Here is a 14,494-nt window from a genome sequence, read left to right as displayed (position 1 = left end):
CGCCTACGACAGCGCCCCCAGCACGCCTCTTGTCGCCTTGTCGATTTCCTCGACATAGCGGCGGCGGGCGAAGCTCTCGGTGAGGAAGCCGACAACCTTGCGGCTGTCGGTGGAATCGACCACCGCCAGCATCTCCGCCTCGGCTTCGTCGAACACCGCCATCGCCGACTTCACGTTCATTTCCGGGATCAGCACGATGTCGATCAGGCGGGCGAGCTCGATCACCTGGATGTCGTCGGCGATGGTGTCGAGGTCGCTGGAGAACAAATCGGGCAGCAGGACGAGGCCGATATATTCGTCAGCATTGTTGACGATGACGATTCCCGGCCGCGAGCCGAGCGCGAACTCGCGGCGCGCGGCGGCGATCGTCGTGGTCGAGGGCACCTTGCCGACGTCCGAGCGCATCAGGCGCTCGACCGTGAGATTGCGCAGCCAGCCGACGTCGTTGGCGCTGCGGATGGTCTCGCCGCGCAGATGCAGGCGCCATGTCGAGAACGAATGGCCGAACATGAAGCGCACGCAGATCGAGGTCACGATGCAGCCGGCCAGCACCACGGCGGTGACGTCGACGTTACGTGTCATCTCGAGCACGAGGAACGACATCGTGAGGGGGCCGCCGACGATGGCGACGCCGAGCGTCGCCATGCCCGTCAACATCGCCACCAGCGGATCGATCGCGAAGTTCGGGCTGATGAGCAGCAGCACCGCGGCAAAGAACTTTCCGATCAGGCTGCCGACGAACAGCGAGGCGAAGAACAGGCCGCCGCGAAAGCCGGAGGCGAGCGAGATCAGGCAGGCCGTCACCTTCAAGGCGATGATCAGCGCGATCAGGCCGATCGTCATGTCGTGGAAGAGATCGAGCACCATGGCGCCATGGCCGGCCGCGAGAACCTGCGGCGTGATGATGGCGAACCCGCCGACGATGAGCCCGCCGATCACAGGACGCAGCCAGACCGGCATCCAGGCGAACAGCCGCTCGAACATCGGCGAGGAGCGCATCACGGCGATGCCGACGCCGCTGGTGATGAGGGCGAGCCCGATCAGTGCCAGATATTGCTCGACGCCGACGGCGCTGACCTTCGGTATCTCCAGCGAGTATGGCGCGCCGCCCAGCCATTGCGCGGTCAAGGCGCCCGCGAGGGAGGCGGCGAGGATCGGCGCGGCACTGCCTACGGCATAGACGCCGACGATCAGCTCGCAGGCATAGAAGGCGCCGGTGATTGGCGCGCCGAACGCCGCCGCGATCGCCGCCGCGGCCCCGCAGCCGACCATCAGGCGCAGATCGTTGCGGCGGAGATTGAAGAATTTGCCGATCAGCGAGGCGATGCCCGAACCGATCTGGGTGTAGCCCGCCTCGAGGCCGACGGAGGCGCCGCAGCCGTTCGAGATCAGGGTCTGGCCTGCGACCACCCCGCTGTCGCGCATCGACAGATTGCCGCCCCGCAGCGCGTTGGCCTCGATCGGATCGACCGCGTTCGATATCTTCATGCGCCGCCGCGACCATTCCATGATTCCGAGCGCCAGCCCGCCGAGCGCAGGCGCGATCAGTGCCGCCCATGGGCTGACGCTCGCGTGGGCCGACAGGTGGACGTCAATGGGAATGCCGTAGATCACGACATGCGCGATCTGCGCGATGTGGGCCATCAGCGTCACGACCGCGCCCGCGAGCGTGCCGATCACGAGCGCCAGCGGGATCAGGTAGAACTCGTTGCTGCGCAGCAGGGCGCGCAGCCGAACCATGGTGCGGTTCGTCTTCTTGCGATCGACGAGATGTTTGATCCGCACTAACACCGTTTCGCCGCCCTACCCTTCCGACAGGCCGTAGCCGGCCATGCGCTGACGGACCCGCTCGATTTCCTCGCTCGGGAGCAGCGGCGGTTGTCCGATCTGCAGACAGCCGTGATATTGCCGCGCCAGCGTCTCGACCTCGACCGCCAGCCACATCGCCTTGTCCAGGGTCTTGCCGATCGCGATCATGCCGTGATGATCGAGCAGGCAGGCGAGCCGGTCCTCCAGCGCCCGCACCGCGTGCTCGGACAGCTCCGCCGTTCCGAACGTCGCGTAGGGCGCGCAGCGGATGCTGTCGCCGCCCGCCGCCGCGATCATGTAATGCACGGGCGGGATCTCCATGCCCATGATCGCCAGGATGGTGCAATAGGTCGGATGGGCATGCACGACGGCGTTGACGTCGGGCCGCGACTTCAGGATGTCGCGATGAAAGCGCCATTCGCTCGACGGCTTCTGGTTGGGCGCGTGCGAGCCGTCCATGGCCATGAAGACGATCTGGTCCGGACGCATGGCCTCATAGGGCAGGCTGGTCGGCGTGACCAGGAGGCCGTCCACATGCCGGACGCTGATATTGCCCGATGTGCCCTGGTTGATGCCGAGCGCGTTCATGCGCCGGCAGGCGTCGATAATGGCCTGTCTCTTGCCGAGCTCGTCCGCTGTCATCGACATGTCGATTTCCTGTCGAGGGCTTATTGGACCGAGTTACGTCAAAGCAACGTGACAGTGCAAGCGAAAGCGTCCCGGATCCCGTGACACTCCGGCCGAACGGGATAGCGACAGGTTAACAGATTGTCGCAGCTACCAGGGCAGGCCGGTCCGGACCGCCGCGACCCCGTTGATGACGAACTGCACGGAATAGGCGGCGAGCAGCATCCCGAGGACGCGCGAGAGCAATAACAAAAGTTAAGGCTGGTGCGGAGGCAATGAGATCGAGCGGTGCAATCGCGAAGCAACCATTCCCGACGATTGCCGTTTCACTGTGCATCGATACACGAACAGAAGCAGCCGAAGCAATTGCACGAGCCCCGTTCCAGAATTGATCCGCACGATCCCGTTGCCTGCAGCGGTTGGGCGCTTCGATTGGGGACAAACGTCAGAGAGCTCAAGGCGGCGATTCATCAATTCGGCAGCGCAGCGGATGCCGTGGCGTACGGCCTTCAGCAGTGGCGGCGTAGCGCCTCGCGCGGGCAGTGGCAGGGGCGCAGCGGCGCACCGCAGATCGGCATTCTCTCCGATTCCCTGGTCGCGCGCGGCGAACAACTCGCCGCGGTTTCGATGGTCTGCGTCAATGCGATCGGCCTTGTCGCCGGCGCCGTGCCGCGGATTCTGCCCGCGGCGCCGGAAGCCGACATCGATGCCTATCTGGACGGGCTCGACGGCCTCTTCGTCGGCGGCGGACAGACCAACGTCCATCCGTCCCGCTATGACAAACAGTCGACGAGAAGCGTGACGGCCCGTTCGACGAATTCCGCGACGAGGTCGCGCTGCGCCTGATCCCGCGGGCGCTGGCGCGGGGCATCCCCGCTCTGTTCATCTGCCGCGGCTTCCAGGAGCTGAACGTCGCTTTGGGCGGCACGCTTTCGAAGGAGCCCGACGATTTGCCTGAGGAACAACGCCATGGCACGCCCGACGCGGACAACGAGGATGCCCGCTATCGGCTGCGGCAGAAGGTGGGCTTGCGCAAGGGTGGCGTCCTGCAGCAGATCTGCGGCGCGGATTCGATTCTCGTGAATTCGCTGCACAGCTTCCTGATCGCCGATCTCGCACCGGGCCTCGTCGCGGAGGCCGTCGCCGACGACGGCTCGATCGAGGCCGTCAGCGTCGAGAGCGCCAGCGATTTTGCGCTCGGCACGCTTTTTCATCCCGATTATTGGGCGAGCTCCGACCACGCCTCGGCGCGCATTCTGTCAGCCTTCGGGGACGCGGTTCGCCGCCACGCCAGGGCGCAGGGGGCGGCATAGGCCGTGCACCGCTACCGCTTTGGCATCGAGGAGGAATACTTCTTGGTCAACCGCCAGTCCGCGGCGCCGCGATCCGAGCTGCCCAAGGCCTACATGGCCGCGGCGCAGAAGCGCCTTGGCGAGCGGCTGACCACCGAGATCCTGCAATCCCAGATCGAGGTGGCGACCCCGCCGCTGACGTCTTCGGTCGATGCGCTGGCCGAGCTCGCGCGTTATCGCGCGGTGCTCACCGAGGTCGGCAAGGACCACGGCGTCGGCATCATCGCGGCCGGCACACACCCGCTGGCGCAGCCGCAGCAGCAGCGCATGACGCGCAAGCGCCGCTACAGCAAGGTCATCAGCGAGCTCGGAATGGTCGGCCTCGGCAACCCGATCAGCGGACTGCACGTCCATGTCGAGGTGCCCGAGCCCGATTTGCGCGTCGAGATCATGCACCGCCTGGTGCCGTTCCTGCCGCTGCTGCTGGCGCTCTCGACCTCCTCGCCGTTCTGGTGCGGCTACCCGACGGGATTGCTGGGCTACCGCAATGCCGCCAACGATGCCCTGCCCCGGACCGGCTTTCCCGAGATGTTTCGGAACCTGTCCGAATACGAGACCTACGTGAAGACCTTGGTCGATGCCGGCATCATCCCCAACGCCACCTATGTCTGGTGGGCGTTGCGGCCCTCGTTGCAGCATCCGACGCTCGAGCTGCGCATCACCGATTGCTGCACGGCGATTGCGGATTCGGTGGCGATCGCGGCGCTGTTCCGCGCGCTGGTCCGCCACGCCGTCCACCATCCCGAGCTGAACGCCACCTATTCGGCCGTGCACCGCGCGCTGGTCGAGGAGAATCGCTGGCGCGCCCAGCGCTACGGAACCGACGGCACCTATATCGACCTGGTCTCGTTCGAGCCGGTCTCATTCAGAAGCTGGCTCGATGCAGTGATCGCCATGGTGGCACCCCACGTCGATCATCTCGGCATCGAAGACGACATCCAGCATCTGAAGTCGATCCCCAAGCGCGGCACATCGGCCCACCTTCAGCTCGAATATTTTCGCGGCTTGCGCAAGTTCGGCCACTCGCCGCGGGAAGCAATCAGCGACGTGACGAAATGGCTGCGGACTTCCACCGAAGCCGGAGACTTCACCGCCCGGGGCGGCGAGCCGAAAGCGCAAGCGGTGCGGCAACCGCTGACCGACCTGGTCTGACGCCGCGGCCGCATGGAACGAGGTTTCGACCGCCGACTTAGCTCAGCGTGATAGCAATGGACAATCGTGGAGACCAATCATGAGCGACAGCGGCATTAGCATGCTCCTGGGCCACGCCTCGGCCCAGATGCTTTGGCTCTGGTTCATCGGCGCGTTCGTGCTCGGCGGGGCGCTCGTTTACGGCGTGATGAAGGCGGGCAACTTGCGCCGCAGCGAGCGGGCGCAGCTCGATCGCAACACCGAGGCACGGCAGCGCCAGGAAGATCCCTACAAGCGCCCGACCTGAGCCTTCGCCGGTTGCAGTTTGGAACTTTCGTTCATGGAGCGGCTTTGATCGCCTGAGGATTGAGGAGGGCGAGGCCTTCCCGTGTTACCTCATGAGGAGGACGTATGGCTAAACGAGCGAAGAAACGCACGACAAAGAAGACCGCGGCGCGCCGGCCGCGTCAGGCGCCGAAGATGCTCAGCGACCTGTTTCTGGAGACGCTGAAGGACATCTATTTCGCCGAGAACAAGATCATCAAGACCCTGCCCAAGATGGCCAAGGCCGCGAATTCCAAGGAGCTTACGGCCGCCTTCAACAAGCATTTGCGTGAGACCCAGGGCCAGGTCAAACGGCTCGACCAGATCTTCAAGATGCTGGGCAAGCCGGCACGCGGCAAGCCGTGCGAGGCCATCAACGGCATTGCCGATGAAGGCGCCGAGATCATGAAGGAGTTCAAGGGCGCGCCGGCGCTCGATGCCGGACTGCTCGCGGCGGCGCAGTCGGTCGAGCATTACGAGATCTCCCGCTACGGCACGCTGCGCACCTGGGCCGAGGAGCTCGGCATGCAGGACGCCGCAAGGCTGCTCCAGGAGACGCTGGACGAGGAAGAGGCGACCGATCGCACGCTGACCGAGCTCGCCACCTCCGTGATCAACCTCGAAGCGGAACAAGAGTACCGCGCCGCAGCCTGACCCGCCCTGCCAATGAACGGAACGTCGCGGCCATGCCGCGGCGTTCGCTTGCCTTGATCGCACGGCGGCGCATAACACGTCAGCGCCACTGCACTGGATTTCCGTACTGGATTTCCTTGGAACCGGCCCCATATGCAGGCTTTCCCATCCCAGAGCCCGCATCATGCAACCCAAAAATCCCCTCGACTGGATGCTGTCCGAAGCCCTGGACTCGCTGACCCGCGCCGATCGGCTGCGCCAGCAGTTCGGCCGCCAGGAAGCCTGCTGGGAGCCGCCGATCGACGTGCTCGAGACCGAGCGTGAACTCCTGATCCTGGTCGCGCTTCCCGGCGTCAATCCGGACAATGTCGAGACCGTCATCCATGACGGCGTGCTCGTCATCTCGGGTCAGCGCACCCTCCCGCCGGAGCTTCGCAACGCCCGCATCCATCGGCTCGAGCTGCCGCAAGGGCGTTTTGAGCGCCGCATTGCGCTTCCCCTCGGCCGTTACGCCATCAGCCGCTTCGTGATGGACGGCTGCGTCGCACTGCGCCTCGCGAAATCCTGAGGTCGATCATGGCCACCGAACAGATGAACAACGAACAAGCCAATAACGACGTGAAGATCCCCGACGATGCACTGATCATCGTCCCCGTGCGTGAGATGGTGCTGTTTCCTGGCGCGATCGCGCCGATCACGATCGGCCGGGCGAAGTCCATTGCCGCCGCGCAGCAGGCGCTGCGCGAGCAGCGGCCGATCGGCATCGTCCTGCAGCGCAGTCCCGAGACCAATGACCCCGGGCCGGACGACCTCTATAGGGTCGCGACCATCGCCAACATCGTGCGCTACATCACCGCGCCCGACGGCACCCATCACATCGTCTGCCAGGGCGTGCAGCGCGCGCGCATCCTCGACTTCCTGCCGGGGACGCCGTTCCCGGCCGCGCGTTTCCAGCAGATCCCCGAGCCGGCCACGACCTCGCCCGAGATCGAGGCCCGCGCGCTGAATCTGCAGCGCCAGGCCATCGAGGCGATCGAGCTGCTGCCGCAGGCGCCGCCCGAGCTCGCCGCGATGTTCCAGGGCACCAGCGCGCCCGGCGCGCTGGCGGATCTGGCAACCTCGTTCATGGATATCAAGCCGCAGGACAAGCAGGAGGTGCTGGAGACCATCGACCTCGCTCTTCGCGTGGAGAAAGTGTCGAAGCACCTGGCCGAGCGGCTGGAGGTGCTGCGCATCTCCAACGAAATCGGCCAGAAGACCAAGGCCTCCTTCGACGAGCGGCAGCGCGAGGCGATCCTGCGCGAGCAGATGGCGACGATCCAGCGCCAGCTCGGCGAAGGCGACGGCAAGCAGGCCGAGGTCACCGAGCTGACGGCTGCGATCGCCAAGGCCAACATGCCGCCGGAGGCGGAGGCGCATGCCAAGAAGGAGCTGCGCCGCTACGAGCGCATGCCGGAGGCTGCCGGCGAGGCCGGCATGGTCCGCACCTATCTGGACTGGCTGATCGAGCTGCCCTGGGCGCTGCCCGCGGAGAAGCCGATCGACATCAAGGAGGCGCGAGCCATCCTGGATGCCGACCATTTCGGCCTGGAGAAGATCAAGAGCCGGATCATCGAATATCTGGCGGTGCGCAAGCTCGCCCCGCAGGGCAAGGCGCCGATCCTGTGCTTCGTCGGCCCGCCCGGCGTCGGCAAGACCTCGCTCGGCCAATCCATCGCGCGCGCGATGGATCGCCCCTTCGTGCGCGTCAGCTTGGGCGGCGTGCACGACGAGGCCGAGATCCGCGGTCACCGCCGCACCTATATCGGCGCGTTGCCCGGCAACATCATCCAGGGCATCAAGAAGGCGGGCGCGAGGAACTGCGTCATGATGCTGGACGAGATCGACAAGATGGGCCGTGGCGTGCAGGGCGATCCTTCCGCCGCGATGCTGGAGGTGCTCGACCCCGAGCAAAACGGAACGTTCCGGGACAATTACCTCGGCGTGCCCTTCGATCTGTCGCGCGTCGTGTTCATCGCGACCGCCAACATGCTCGACCAGATCCCGGGTCCGCTGCTGGACCGCATGGAGCTGATCAGCCTCGCCGGCTACACCGAGGACGAGAAGCTCGAGATCGCGCGGCGCTATTTGGTGCAGCGGCAGCTGGAGGCCAACGGCCTCTCGGCTGAGCAGGCCGAGATCGAGCCGGAAGCCTTGAAGCTGATCGTCAAGGGCTACACCCGCGAGGCCGGCGTGCGTAACCTCGAGCGCGAGATCGGCAAGGTGTTCCGGCATGCCGCGGTGCAGGTCGCCGACGGCACGGCCGCGAAGGTCACGGTGACGGCAAAGGACATCGCCACCGTGCTCGGCCAGCCGCGCTTCGAGGGCGAGATCGCACTGCGCACCAGCGTTCCGGGCGTTGCCACCGGCCTCGCCTGGACGCCGGTCGGCGGTGACATCCTGTTCATCGAAGCCACGCGCGTGCCCGGCAAGGGCGGGCTGATCCTGACCGGCCAGCTCGGCGACGTCATGCGCGAGAGCGTGCAGGCTGCGCTGACGCTGGTGAAGAGCCGGGCCTCTCAGCTCGGCATCGATCCGCAAGCGTTCGAGAAGAGCGACATCCACGTTCACGTCCCCGCGGGCGCAACCCCGAAGGACGGGCCGAGCGCGGGCGTTGCGATGTTCACGGCGCTGACCTCCCTGCTCACCAACCGCACGGTGAGGAGTGACACCGCGATGACCGGCGAGATCTCGCTGCGCGGCCTGGTGCTGCCGGTCGGCGGCATCAAGGAGAAGGTGGTGGCTGCGGCTGCTGCCGGCCTGAAGCGGGTGATGCTGCCGGCGCGCAACAAGCGGGACTATGACGACATCCCGAAGAGCGCGCGGGACACCCTCGAGTTCATCTGGCTGGAGCGCGTCGACGAAGCCATCGCCGCGGCGCTCGAGCCGGCTGAAGCCAAGGAAGCGGCGGAGTGAAGGCGATGAAGAAACTGCTGGAAAGAGCGAAGCGGTCGCGGAAGACGCAGCGGCTGCGCCAATTGCTCGATCGCGCGATCGACCGGATTCGCGATGGGCTCGCAGGACGCGAGCCGCGGCTTCAGCCTGTTACGGTCCGAGTGAAGCGCCGCAAGGGTTGAGCCCTCCGTCTCGAACCCTCGCGGCAGCCCCAGACAAAAGGCCCCCTCGTTCGAGGGGGCCTTTGCGTTGTTAGCCCACGGCGTCCTTGGCGGCCTTGACCGGGCGGGCGCGGACGATCTTCCGGGCCGGCTTGGCCTTGAACATCATCTCTTCACCCGTGAACGGGTTGGTGCCCTTGCGCGCCTTGGTCGCGGGCTTCTTGATGACCACGAACTTGGCGAAGCCCGGCACCAGGAACAGGCCGTTCTTCTTGAGCTCCTTGTGGCCGACGTCGGTCAGCGTCTCCATGACGTTCTTGACGTCACGCTTGGAAAGCTCGGTGGCGGTCGCAATCTTTTCGATCAATTGCGATTTGGACATCTGGGTCGGCATCGTGTCTCCTCTGATTCGTTGCCGGTTGCATATTAGACCAACCGTTGAAGGCCTATAGCCTTCTGCACAGTTTTGTCGCGAAATTACGGGCTTTTCTGGCCTGCTGTGACAAAAAACCCTGCTTTTTAGCTACTTCCGGAGCGGAGGAAGCCTCGGGCAGCGGCTTTTGCCTTGTTTCAAAGGCCCGCACGACATCTTGCTAGAACTGATTCGCCGCCTTCGACAAGCGACGACCGGCCCCTTTGTGAAAGGAGGCGCGTGTTTCACCCTGAAAAATAAGGATTGGATCGCGCAGCAGCCGCATTTGCAGATCCTCTCCCTCTCCCCGTTCTTACGGGGGCGCGACGAGCTTTGCTCGCGCTGGGAGGGTCGGGGTGAGGGGCCGCTTCAGCAAAGACGGTGAGAGTTCAGTGCTCGGAGAGTCCCCCTCACCCGGATTGCATCTTCGATGCAATCCGACCTCTCCCCGCAAGCGGGGCGAGGTAAACAAGCTAAACGCGCTCGATGATGATGGCCGGCGCCATGCCGCCGGCGGCGCACATGGTGACGAGACCGCGCTTGAGATCGCGCCGTTCGAGCTCGTCGAGCACGGTGCCGATCAGGATCGAGCCGGTGGCGCCGATGGGATGGCCGAGCGCGATCGAACCGCCGTTGACGTTGACCTTGGCCCGGTCGAGCTTGAGGTCGCGGATATATTTTTCCGCCACCACGGCGAAGGCCTCGTTGATCTCGAACAGGTCGATGTCGTCGATTGTGAGGCCCGCCTTGGCCAGCACCTTGCGCGTTGCCGGCACCGGTGCGTTCAGCATGAGGGTCGGCGAGTCCCCCATGTTGGCCATCGCGACCACGCGGGCCCGGGCTTTAAGGCCATGCGCCTTGGCGTAAGCGGGCGAGGCCAGCAGGATCGCGGCAGCGCCGTCGACGACGCCGGAGGAGTTGCCGGCGTGATGCACGAAGTCGATCTTCAGATCAGGGTACTTTTGCAGGATCAGGCCGCGATAGGTCGTGCCCTTGTCGTCGAGCGCGTAGTCCGCGACGGCGGGAAATGCCGGCTTCAGGCTGCTGAGGCCTTCCATCGTGGTCTGCGGCCGCGGGTATTCTTCATGATCCAGCGCCAGACTGCCGTCCTCGCGGTGAACAGGCACGAGGCTCTTCTTGAAGTGGCCGTTCGCGATCGCATGCGCGGCGCGCTTCTGGCTCTCCAGCCCGAGCGCGTCGACGTCCGTTCGGGTGATGCCTTCCAGCGTCGCGATCGCATCGGCGCAGACGCCCTGATGCGATTGCGGATGCCGTGCCCGCAAGCGCAGATTGCCGCTATCCATCATCATCGGACCGCCGCCGCGGCGTCCCTCCATCGACATCATCTCGCAGCCGCCGGCGATGACGAGATCCTCGGCACCGGCCATGATCGAGCTTGCCGCCATGTTGACGCTGGTGATGCCGCTTCCGCAAAAACGATCCAGCGTCACCGCGCTGGCACGCACGTCGTAGCCGGCATCGAGCGCCGACATGCGGCCGAGATCGCCGCCTTGCGTTGCCACCTGCGCGCTGCAGCCCCAGACGATGTCGTCGACATCGGAGGTATCGATGCCGGTGCGGTCGGCGAGTGCGCGCAGCACGGTCGCCCCGAGCTGCTGCGGATGAATGCCCGACAGGGCTCCCTTGCCGGCCTTGCCGATGCCCCGCGGCGTGCGGCAGGCATCAATGATCAGCGCGTCAGGCATTGGCGTCGTCCTCTTGTTTATGCGTGTGTGAGCGTTGTGAATCAGAGGGACTGGCGAGTCAATGCGCGCTGCCTTCTTCGCCTCTCCCCGCGTGCGGGGAGAGGCCGGATTTTACGCGCAGCGGAAAATCCGGGTGAGGGGGAGCTTCCGCAAACTCAGTAGCAGATGGACTCGCGGAGAGCCCCCTCACCCGGAATTTGCTGGCGCAAATTCTGGCCTCTCCCCGCAGGCGGCGAGAGGCGAAAACACCGAGCCAGCCGCTACGCCCCCGCCGCGTTCTTGGCGATCACGTTGCGGTAGAAGCTGGCGCTGAGCTTTGCCGTGCGGACCTGGGTGTCGAAATTGACGTGGTACAGCCCGAAACGCTTGTTGAGGCCATACACCCACTCGAAATTGTCCATCAGACTCCAGAGGAAATAGCCGCGCACCGGCACGCCTTCGTCGGTGGCGCGCTGGAGCTGGGCGAGATAGTTGCGCAGATACATGATGCGATCGGTGTCGTAGATCTTGCCGTCGGGCGACACCACATCGTCGCCGGAGGTGCCGTTCTCGCTGATATAGATCGCGTCCGTCTTCCAGATCTTCGCCGCCAGCTTCGGCACCCAGTAGATCGTCTCGGGCCCGACGCGCAGCCAGTCCGAATTCATGTGCGGGAACGATTTCGGGATCGGCAGCGGCTTGAAGCCCGCGCCCTGGTCGGAGGCCACGATGTAGTTCTGCGGCGCGTAGATGTTGAGACCGAGAAAATCGACCGGCGAAGAGATGATCTTGAGCTCCGCATCGGTGTATTTCGGCGCGTTGGATCCGGCGTATTTGAGGAAGGCGTCGGTATAGCGGCCCGTCATGATGACGTTGAGATAGCCGGCATTCATCTCGCGCAGCGCGATCTCCGCGGCGCGCACGTTTTCCGGCGTGTCGAACGCAGGCGCGCAGGCATCGATGTTCTCCGCCGGCCCCACCCTGGTGCCGCGGCGGCCATGGGCGCGCACCGCCTGCACTGCGAGCCCGTGCGCCAGCGCGCTGTTGTGCCTGATCTGGTTGACATCGGCTTGCGGCAGCTTCAAGCCCGGCGCGTCGATGCCGACGCCGTAACCGAAATAGACGAAGCGCCCGCTCTCGTTCAACGTGAACACGTTCCTGACGCGGTCGGTGAGGTGCTTTGCGACATAGGCCGCGTAGTCGCCGAAGATCTTGCAGGTCTCGGTCGAACGCCAGCCGCCGAACCGGTCCTCGAGCGATTGGGGCAGATCCCAATGATAAAGGGTCAGCCACGGCTCGATGCCGTTCTTCAGGAGCTCGTCGACGAGACGATTGTAGAAGTCGAGCCCCTTCGGATTGGGCTTGCCGTCGCCCTCCGGAAACAGCCGTGGCCAGGCCACCGAGAAGCGATAGGCCTTGCAGCCGAGTTCCTTGATTAAGGCGATGTCCTCCTTGTAGCGGTGATAGTGCTCGTTGGCGCGGTCGCCGGTGGTGCCGTCCTCGATCTTGCCGGGGATGCGGACGAACTTGTCCCAGATCGAGGCCCCTCGCCCGTCCTCCTCGACCGCGCCCTCGACCTGATAGGACGAGGTCGCCGTGCCCCAGAGAAAGCCCGCCGGAAAACCGCCTGCATTGCGCGGCGGCCGAGCCGGCTTGGCTTCGACGACAAGGGGACTCGCAATCCCGGCTGCGGACAATCCCGCCAGCTTGGCAAACCGGCGGCGCGAGACCCCCTCCGTCATTGATGCTGCTCCACTTCTTTTCGTTTCGGGCCGGCACAATGAACAGTTCCGGGCGATTTGAGAAGCGGGTGGATTCTAGCGTTGACTTGCTCCGATTGAACCGACCAAGACCTGCATCAGCCACTCAATGCCGGCGTCTCTCATCGCCGCCTTGGTTGCGATGGCCCGGATCGTGTCCGGTTTGCGCGCAAAAGGCAGCTCGACGAACACCAAGCCGAAACGGCGCGCGTGGTGCTCCACCAATCGGCGCGGCAAGGCTGCGATCAGGTCAGACCCGGAAAGCTGGGCAAGCGCCATCATGAAATTCGGGACCGTTAACGCGATGCGGCGTTGGAGGCCGCGCTTAGCCAACATGTCGTCGACGAAACCGCGCGGTTCACCACTGAGAGAGACCAGCAGATGTTGCGATTGCGCGAAGGCCGCATGGGTTGGCGCTTTTGACAAGCGATGTCCCTTGCGCATGGCCAGCACAAACTCCTCCTCATAGAGGCTGCGCGCTTCGAACCGCGGTGATACCGAAGGCAGCGGCAACATTGCGACGTCCAGCTCGCGTCTTTCCAGCATGTCGAGGCATTGCTGCCAAGGCTCTCCGGTCGCGCCGTCGCGCGGCGCGGGCATCAGGTGGATCAACCCGATGTCAATGTGCGGCGCGGCAGCTGCGATCGACCGCAACAGCGGACCGGTAGCCGAGACCAGCACCGCATCGGGTGCGCCAATGGTGAACCTGCGGCTGCTCTTTTCGGGGTCGAACGGCGTAGCCGAGCCGAACAGCTGTTCGACGCGCGCGATGATCTCAGCCACCGGCTCCCCTAGCTCCAAGGCCCGTGCCGTTGGAACGACGCCCTTCGGGGTCCGCAGAAACAGCGGATCGTTCAGCAGAAGCCGGAGCCGGCCGAGCGCATGGCTGACCGCCGACGGTGTCAGGCTCAACCGAGCGGCTGCGCGCGCCACATGGCGCTCCTCCAAAACCACACGGAAGAGCACGAGGAGATTGAGGTCGATCCTGGATAAATCAATTTGGTTCAGCATGTTGCTGAAATCATATCGCTGGATTCATTGGGATCAAGGCTTCATGCATGGGGCTCGTCGTTCGATCAGGAGCTGAGAAATGACCAACAAACCGTCCGGGCTGAACAGGTGGCCATGCGAGCAGGAAAAGATATCGCGGCGCTCGATGATGGCCGCTACCGCAGCAATTCCCCTATCCGGTCAGCTTTCGGCCGATGCGGCCGCGGGAAGCGACGCGATAGCGGGCCTCGTCGAACGCGCCCGCGAGAAGAATGCCGCCTTCATGCGTGGCGATGTGGACCGCTGGTCCCAGCTTGTCCGCATCGCGCCCGATTTCACGCTGATGCAGCCCTTTGGCGGGCCTACAAGTCGGGGATTCGACGCTAGTCCCCAGCGTCTGGCTGCCCTCTCCCGATACTTCAGGGAAGGCGAAACCGAACTTGAGGTTTTGCAAACCTATGCATCCGACGCGCTCGTCGCTCTCGTCATGGTCGAGCGCCAGCGCGCCGAGGTGGGCGGGTTGCCGGCTCAAGACTGGTCGCTGCGCGTGACCGAAGTCTACCGCAAGGACGGCACGGATTGGCAACTCGTGCACCGCCATGCGGATCCGCTGGTCCGAAGCATCACCTTGCAACAGGCGGCGATACTCGCCCGGGGATGGCCGGAGGAAAAATGA

Annotated in this window: 15 protein-coding genes and 2 pseudogenes; 10 read left to right on the top strand and 7 right to left on the bottom strand. The window is 64.8% G+C overall.

Annotation, left to right across the window (positions count from 1 at the left end):
* Positions 1-3: 3 nt before the first annotated feature.
* The 3 genes and pseudogenes from ABIA40_RS04230 to ABIA40_RS04220 all read right to left on the bottom strand — a co-directional run.
* Positions 4-1,791: a chloride channel protein gene (locus ABIA40_RS04230; protein WP_128263305.1), complete on the bottom strand. Its 1,788-nt coding sequence runs from the start codon at positions 1,789-1,791 to the stop codon at positions 4-6.
* Between the two features lie 12 nt (positions 1,792-1,803).
* Positions 1,804-2,457 (bottom strand): L-fuculose-phosphate aldolase, encoded by a 654-nt coding sequence (locus ABIA40_RS04225; RefSeq protein ID WP_271544176.1) that lies wholly within the window; start codon positions 2,455-2,457, stop codon positions 1,804-1,806.
* A 129-nt stretch (positions 2,458-2,586) separates the two neighbouring features.
* Positions 2,587-2,682: pseudogene (locus ABIA40_RS04220) on the bottom strand (MarC family protein); the annotation flags it as partial.
* Between the two features lie 42 nt (positions 2,683-2,724).
* Here ABIA40_RS04220 and ABIA40_RS04215 point away from each other — a divergent pair.
* The 9 genes and pseudogenes from ABIA40_RS04215 to ABIA40_RS04175 form a co-directional block, all read left to right on the top strand.
* Positions 2,725-2,925, top strand: a pseudogene (locus ABIA40_RS04215) (DUF3606 domain-containing protein); the annotation flags it as partial.
* Between the two features lie 6 nt (positions 2,926-2,931).
* Positions 2,932-3,282 carry a gamma-glutamyl-gamma-aminobutyrate hydrolase family protein gene (locus tag ABIA40_RS04210; RefSeq protein WP_404546158.1) on the top strand — a complete coding sequence of 117 codons (351 nt, stop codon included), beginning with the start codon at positions 2,932-2,934 and terminating at the stop codon, positions 3,280-3,282.
* Positions 3,273-3,749 (top strand): gamma-glutamyl-gamma-aminobutyrate hydrolase family protein, encoded by a 477-nt coding sequence (locus ABIA40_RS04205; RefSeq protein ID WP_404546156.1) that lies wholly within the window; start codon positions 3,273-3,275, stop codon positions 3,747-3,749. The genes ABIA40_RS04210 and ABIA40_RS04205 overlap by 10 nt, the downstream gene beginning before the upstream one ends.
* 3 nt (positions 3,750-3,752) lie before the next feature.
* Positions 3,753-4,940, top strand: coding sequence for a carboxylate-amine ligase (locus ABIA40_RS04200; protein WP_157283884.1), 1,188 nt, complete (start codon positions 3,753-3,755; stop codon positions 4,938-4,940).
* A gap of 79 nt (positions 4,941-5,019) precedes the next feature.
* Positions 5,020-5,226: a hypothetical protein gene (locus tag ABIA40_RS04195; RefSeq protein WP_036007833.1), complete on the top strand. Its 207-nt coding sequence runs from the start codon at positions 5,020-5,022 to the stop codon at positions 5,224-5,226.
* A gap of 104 nt (positions 5,227-5,330) precedes the next feature.
* Positions 5,331-5,897 (top strand): ferritin-like domain-containing protein, encoded by a 567-nt coding sequence (locus ABIA40_RS04190; RefSeq protein WP_271544171.1) that lies wholly within the window; start codon positions 5,331-5,333, stop codon positions 5,895-5,897.
* Positions 5,898-6,060: 163 nt separating this feature from the next.
* Positions 6,061-6,444 carry an Hsp20/alpha crystallin family protein gene (locus ABIA40_RS04185; protein WP_024342525.1) on the top strand — a complete coding sequence of 128 codons (384 nt, stop codon included), beginning with the start codon at positions 6,061-6,063 and terminating at the stop codon, positions 6,442-6,444.
* Between the two features lie 8 nt (positions 6,445-6,452).
* Positions 6,453-8,831 carry an endopeptidase La gene (lon, locus tag ABIA40_RS04180; protein WP_404539313.1) on the top strand — a complete coding sequence of 793 codons (2,379 nt, stop codon included), beginning with the start codon at positions 6,453-6,455 and terminating at the stop codon, positions 8,829-8,831.
* Positions 8,832-8,836: 5 nt separating this feature from the next.
* Positions 8,837-8,992 carry a hypothetical protein gene (locus ABIA40_RS04175; protein ID WP_404539310.1) on the top strand — a complete coding sequence of 52 codons (156 nt, stop codon included), beginning with the start codon at positions 8,837-8,839 and terminating at the stop codon, positions 8,990-8,992.
* Between the two features lie 70 nt (positions 8,993-9,062).
* Here the strand turns inward: ABIA40_RS04175 and ABIA40_RS04170 are convergent, their stop codons facing one another.
* From ABIA40_RS04170 to ABIA40_RS04155, 4 genes are all read right to left on the bottom strand, one after another.
* Complete coding sequence (locus ABIA40_RS04170) at positions 9,063-9,365, bottom strand: HU family DNA-binding protein (protein ID WP_018320691.1); 303 nt, start codon at positions 9,363-9,365, stop codon at positions 9,063-9,065.
* Between the two features lie 491 nt (positions 9,366-9,856).
* Complete coding sequence (locus ABIA40_RS04165) at positions 9,857-11,089, bottom strand: acetyl-CoA C-acetyltransferase (protein ID WP_404539307.1); 1,233 nt, start codon at positions 11,087-11,089, stop codon at positions 9,857-9,859.
* A 260-nt stretch (positions 11,090-11,349) separates the two neighbouring features.
* Positions 11,350-12,810 (bottom strand): GH1 family beta-glucosidase, encoded by a 1,461-nt coding sequence (locus tag ABIA40_RS04160; RefSeq protein WP_404539305.1) that lies wholly within the window; start codon positions 12,808-12,810, stop codon positions 11,350-11,352.
* Positions 12,811-12,885: 75 nt separating this feature from the next.
* Positions 12,886-13,839, bottom strand: a complete 954-nt coding sequence (locus ABIA40_RS04155) for a LysR family transcriptional regulator (RefSeq protein WP_404539302.1) — start codon at positions 13,837-13,839, stop codon at positions 12,886-12,888.
* 79 nt (positions 13,840-13,918) lie between these two features.
* Here ABIA40_RS04155 and ABIA40_RS04150 point away from each other — a divergent pair, with 79 nt between their 5' ends.
* Positions 13,919-14,494, top strand: a complete 576-nt coding sequence (locus ABIA40_RS04150; RefSeq protein ID WP_271544160.1) for a DUF4440 domain-containing protein — start codon at positions 13,919-13,921, stop codon at positions 14,492-14,494.

The organism is Bradyrhizobium sp. USDA 223, from assembly GCF_044909005.1.
GTDB classification, from domain to species: domain Bacteria; phylum Pseudomonadota; class Alphaproteobacteria; order Rhizobiales; family Xanthobacteraceae; genus Bradyrhizobium; species Bradyrhizobium yuanmingense.
Note: the sequence above shows the minus strand (reverse complement) of the source record. Positions and strands in the feature narration are given on the sequence as shown.

Bases quoted from the DNA above. Each gene is read 5' to 3' on its own strand.
- ABIA40_RS04195 (WP_036007833.1), top strand. From the start codon at position 5,020: ATGAGCGACAGCGGCATTAGCATGCTCCTGGGCCACGCCTCGGCCCAG.
- ABIA40_RS04225 (WP_271544176.1), bottom strand. From the start codon at position 2,457: ATGTCGATGACAGCGGACGAGCTCGGCAAGAGACAGGCCATTATCGAC.
- ABIA40_RS04155 (WP_404539302.1), bottom strand. From the start codon at position 13,839: ATGCTGAACCAAATTGATTTATCCAGGATCGACCTCAATCTCCTCGTG.
- ABIA40_RS04170 (WP_018320691.1), bottom strand. From the start codon at position 9,365: ATGCCGACCCAGATGTCCAAATCGCAATTGATCGAAAAGATTGCGACC.
- ABIA40_RS04150 (WP_271544160.1), top strand. From the start codon at position 13,919: ATGACCAACAAACCGTCCGGGCTGAACAGGTGGCCATGCGAGCAGGAA.
- ABIA40_RS04175 (WP_404539310.1), top strand. From the start codon at position 8,837: ATGAAGAAACTGCTGGAAAGAGCGAAGCGGTCGCGGAAGACGCAGCGG.
- ABIA40_RS04185 (WP_024342525.1), top strand. From the start codon at position 6,061: ATGCAACCCAAAAATCCCCTCGACTGGATGCTGTCCGAAGCCCTGGAC.
- ABIA40_RS04190 (WP_271544171.1), top strand. From the start codon at position 5,331: ATGGCTAAACGAGCGAAGAAACGCACGACAAAGAAGACCGCGGCGCGC.
- ABIA40_RS04165 (WP_404539307.1), bottom strand. From the start codon at position 11,089: ATGCCTGACGCGCTGATCATTGATGCCTGCCGCACGCCGCGGGGCATC.
- ABIA40_RS04160 (WP_404539305.1), bottom strand. From the start codon at position 12,810: ATGACGGAGGGGGTCTCGCGCCGCCGGTTTGCCAAGCTGGCGGGATTG.
- lon (WP_404539313.1), top strand. From the start codon at position 6,453: ATGGCCACCGAACAGATGAACAACGAACAAGCCAATAACGACGTGAAG.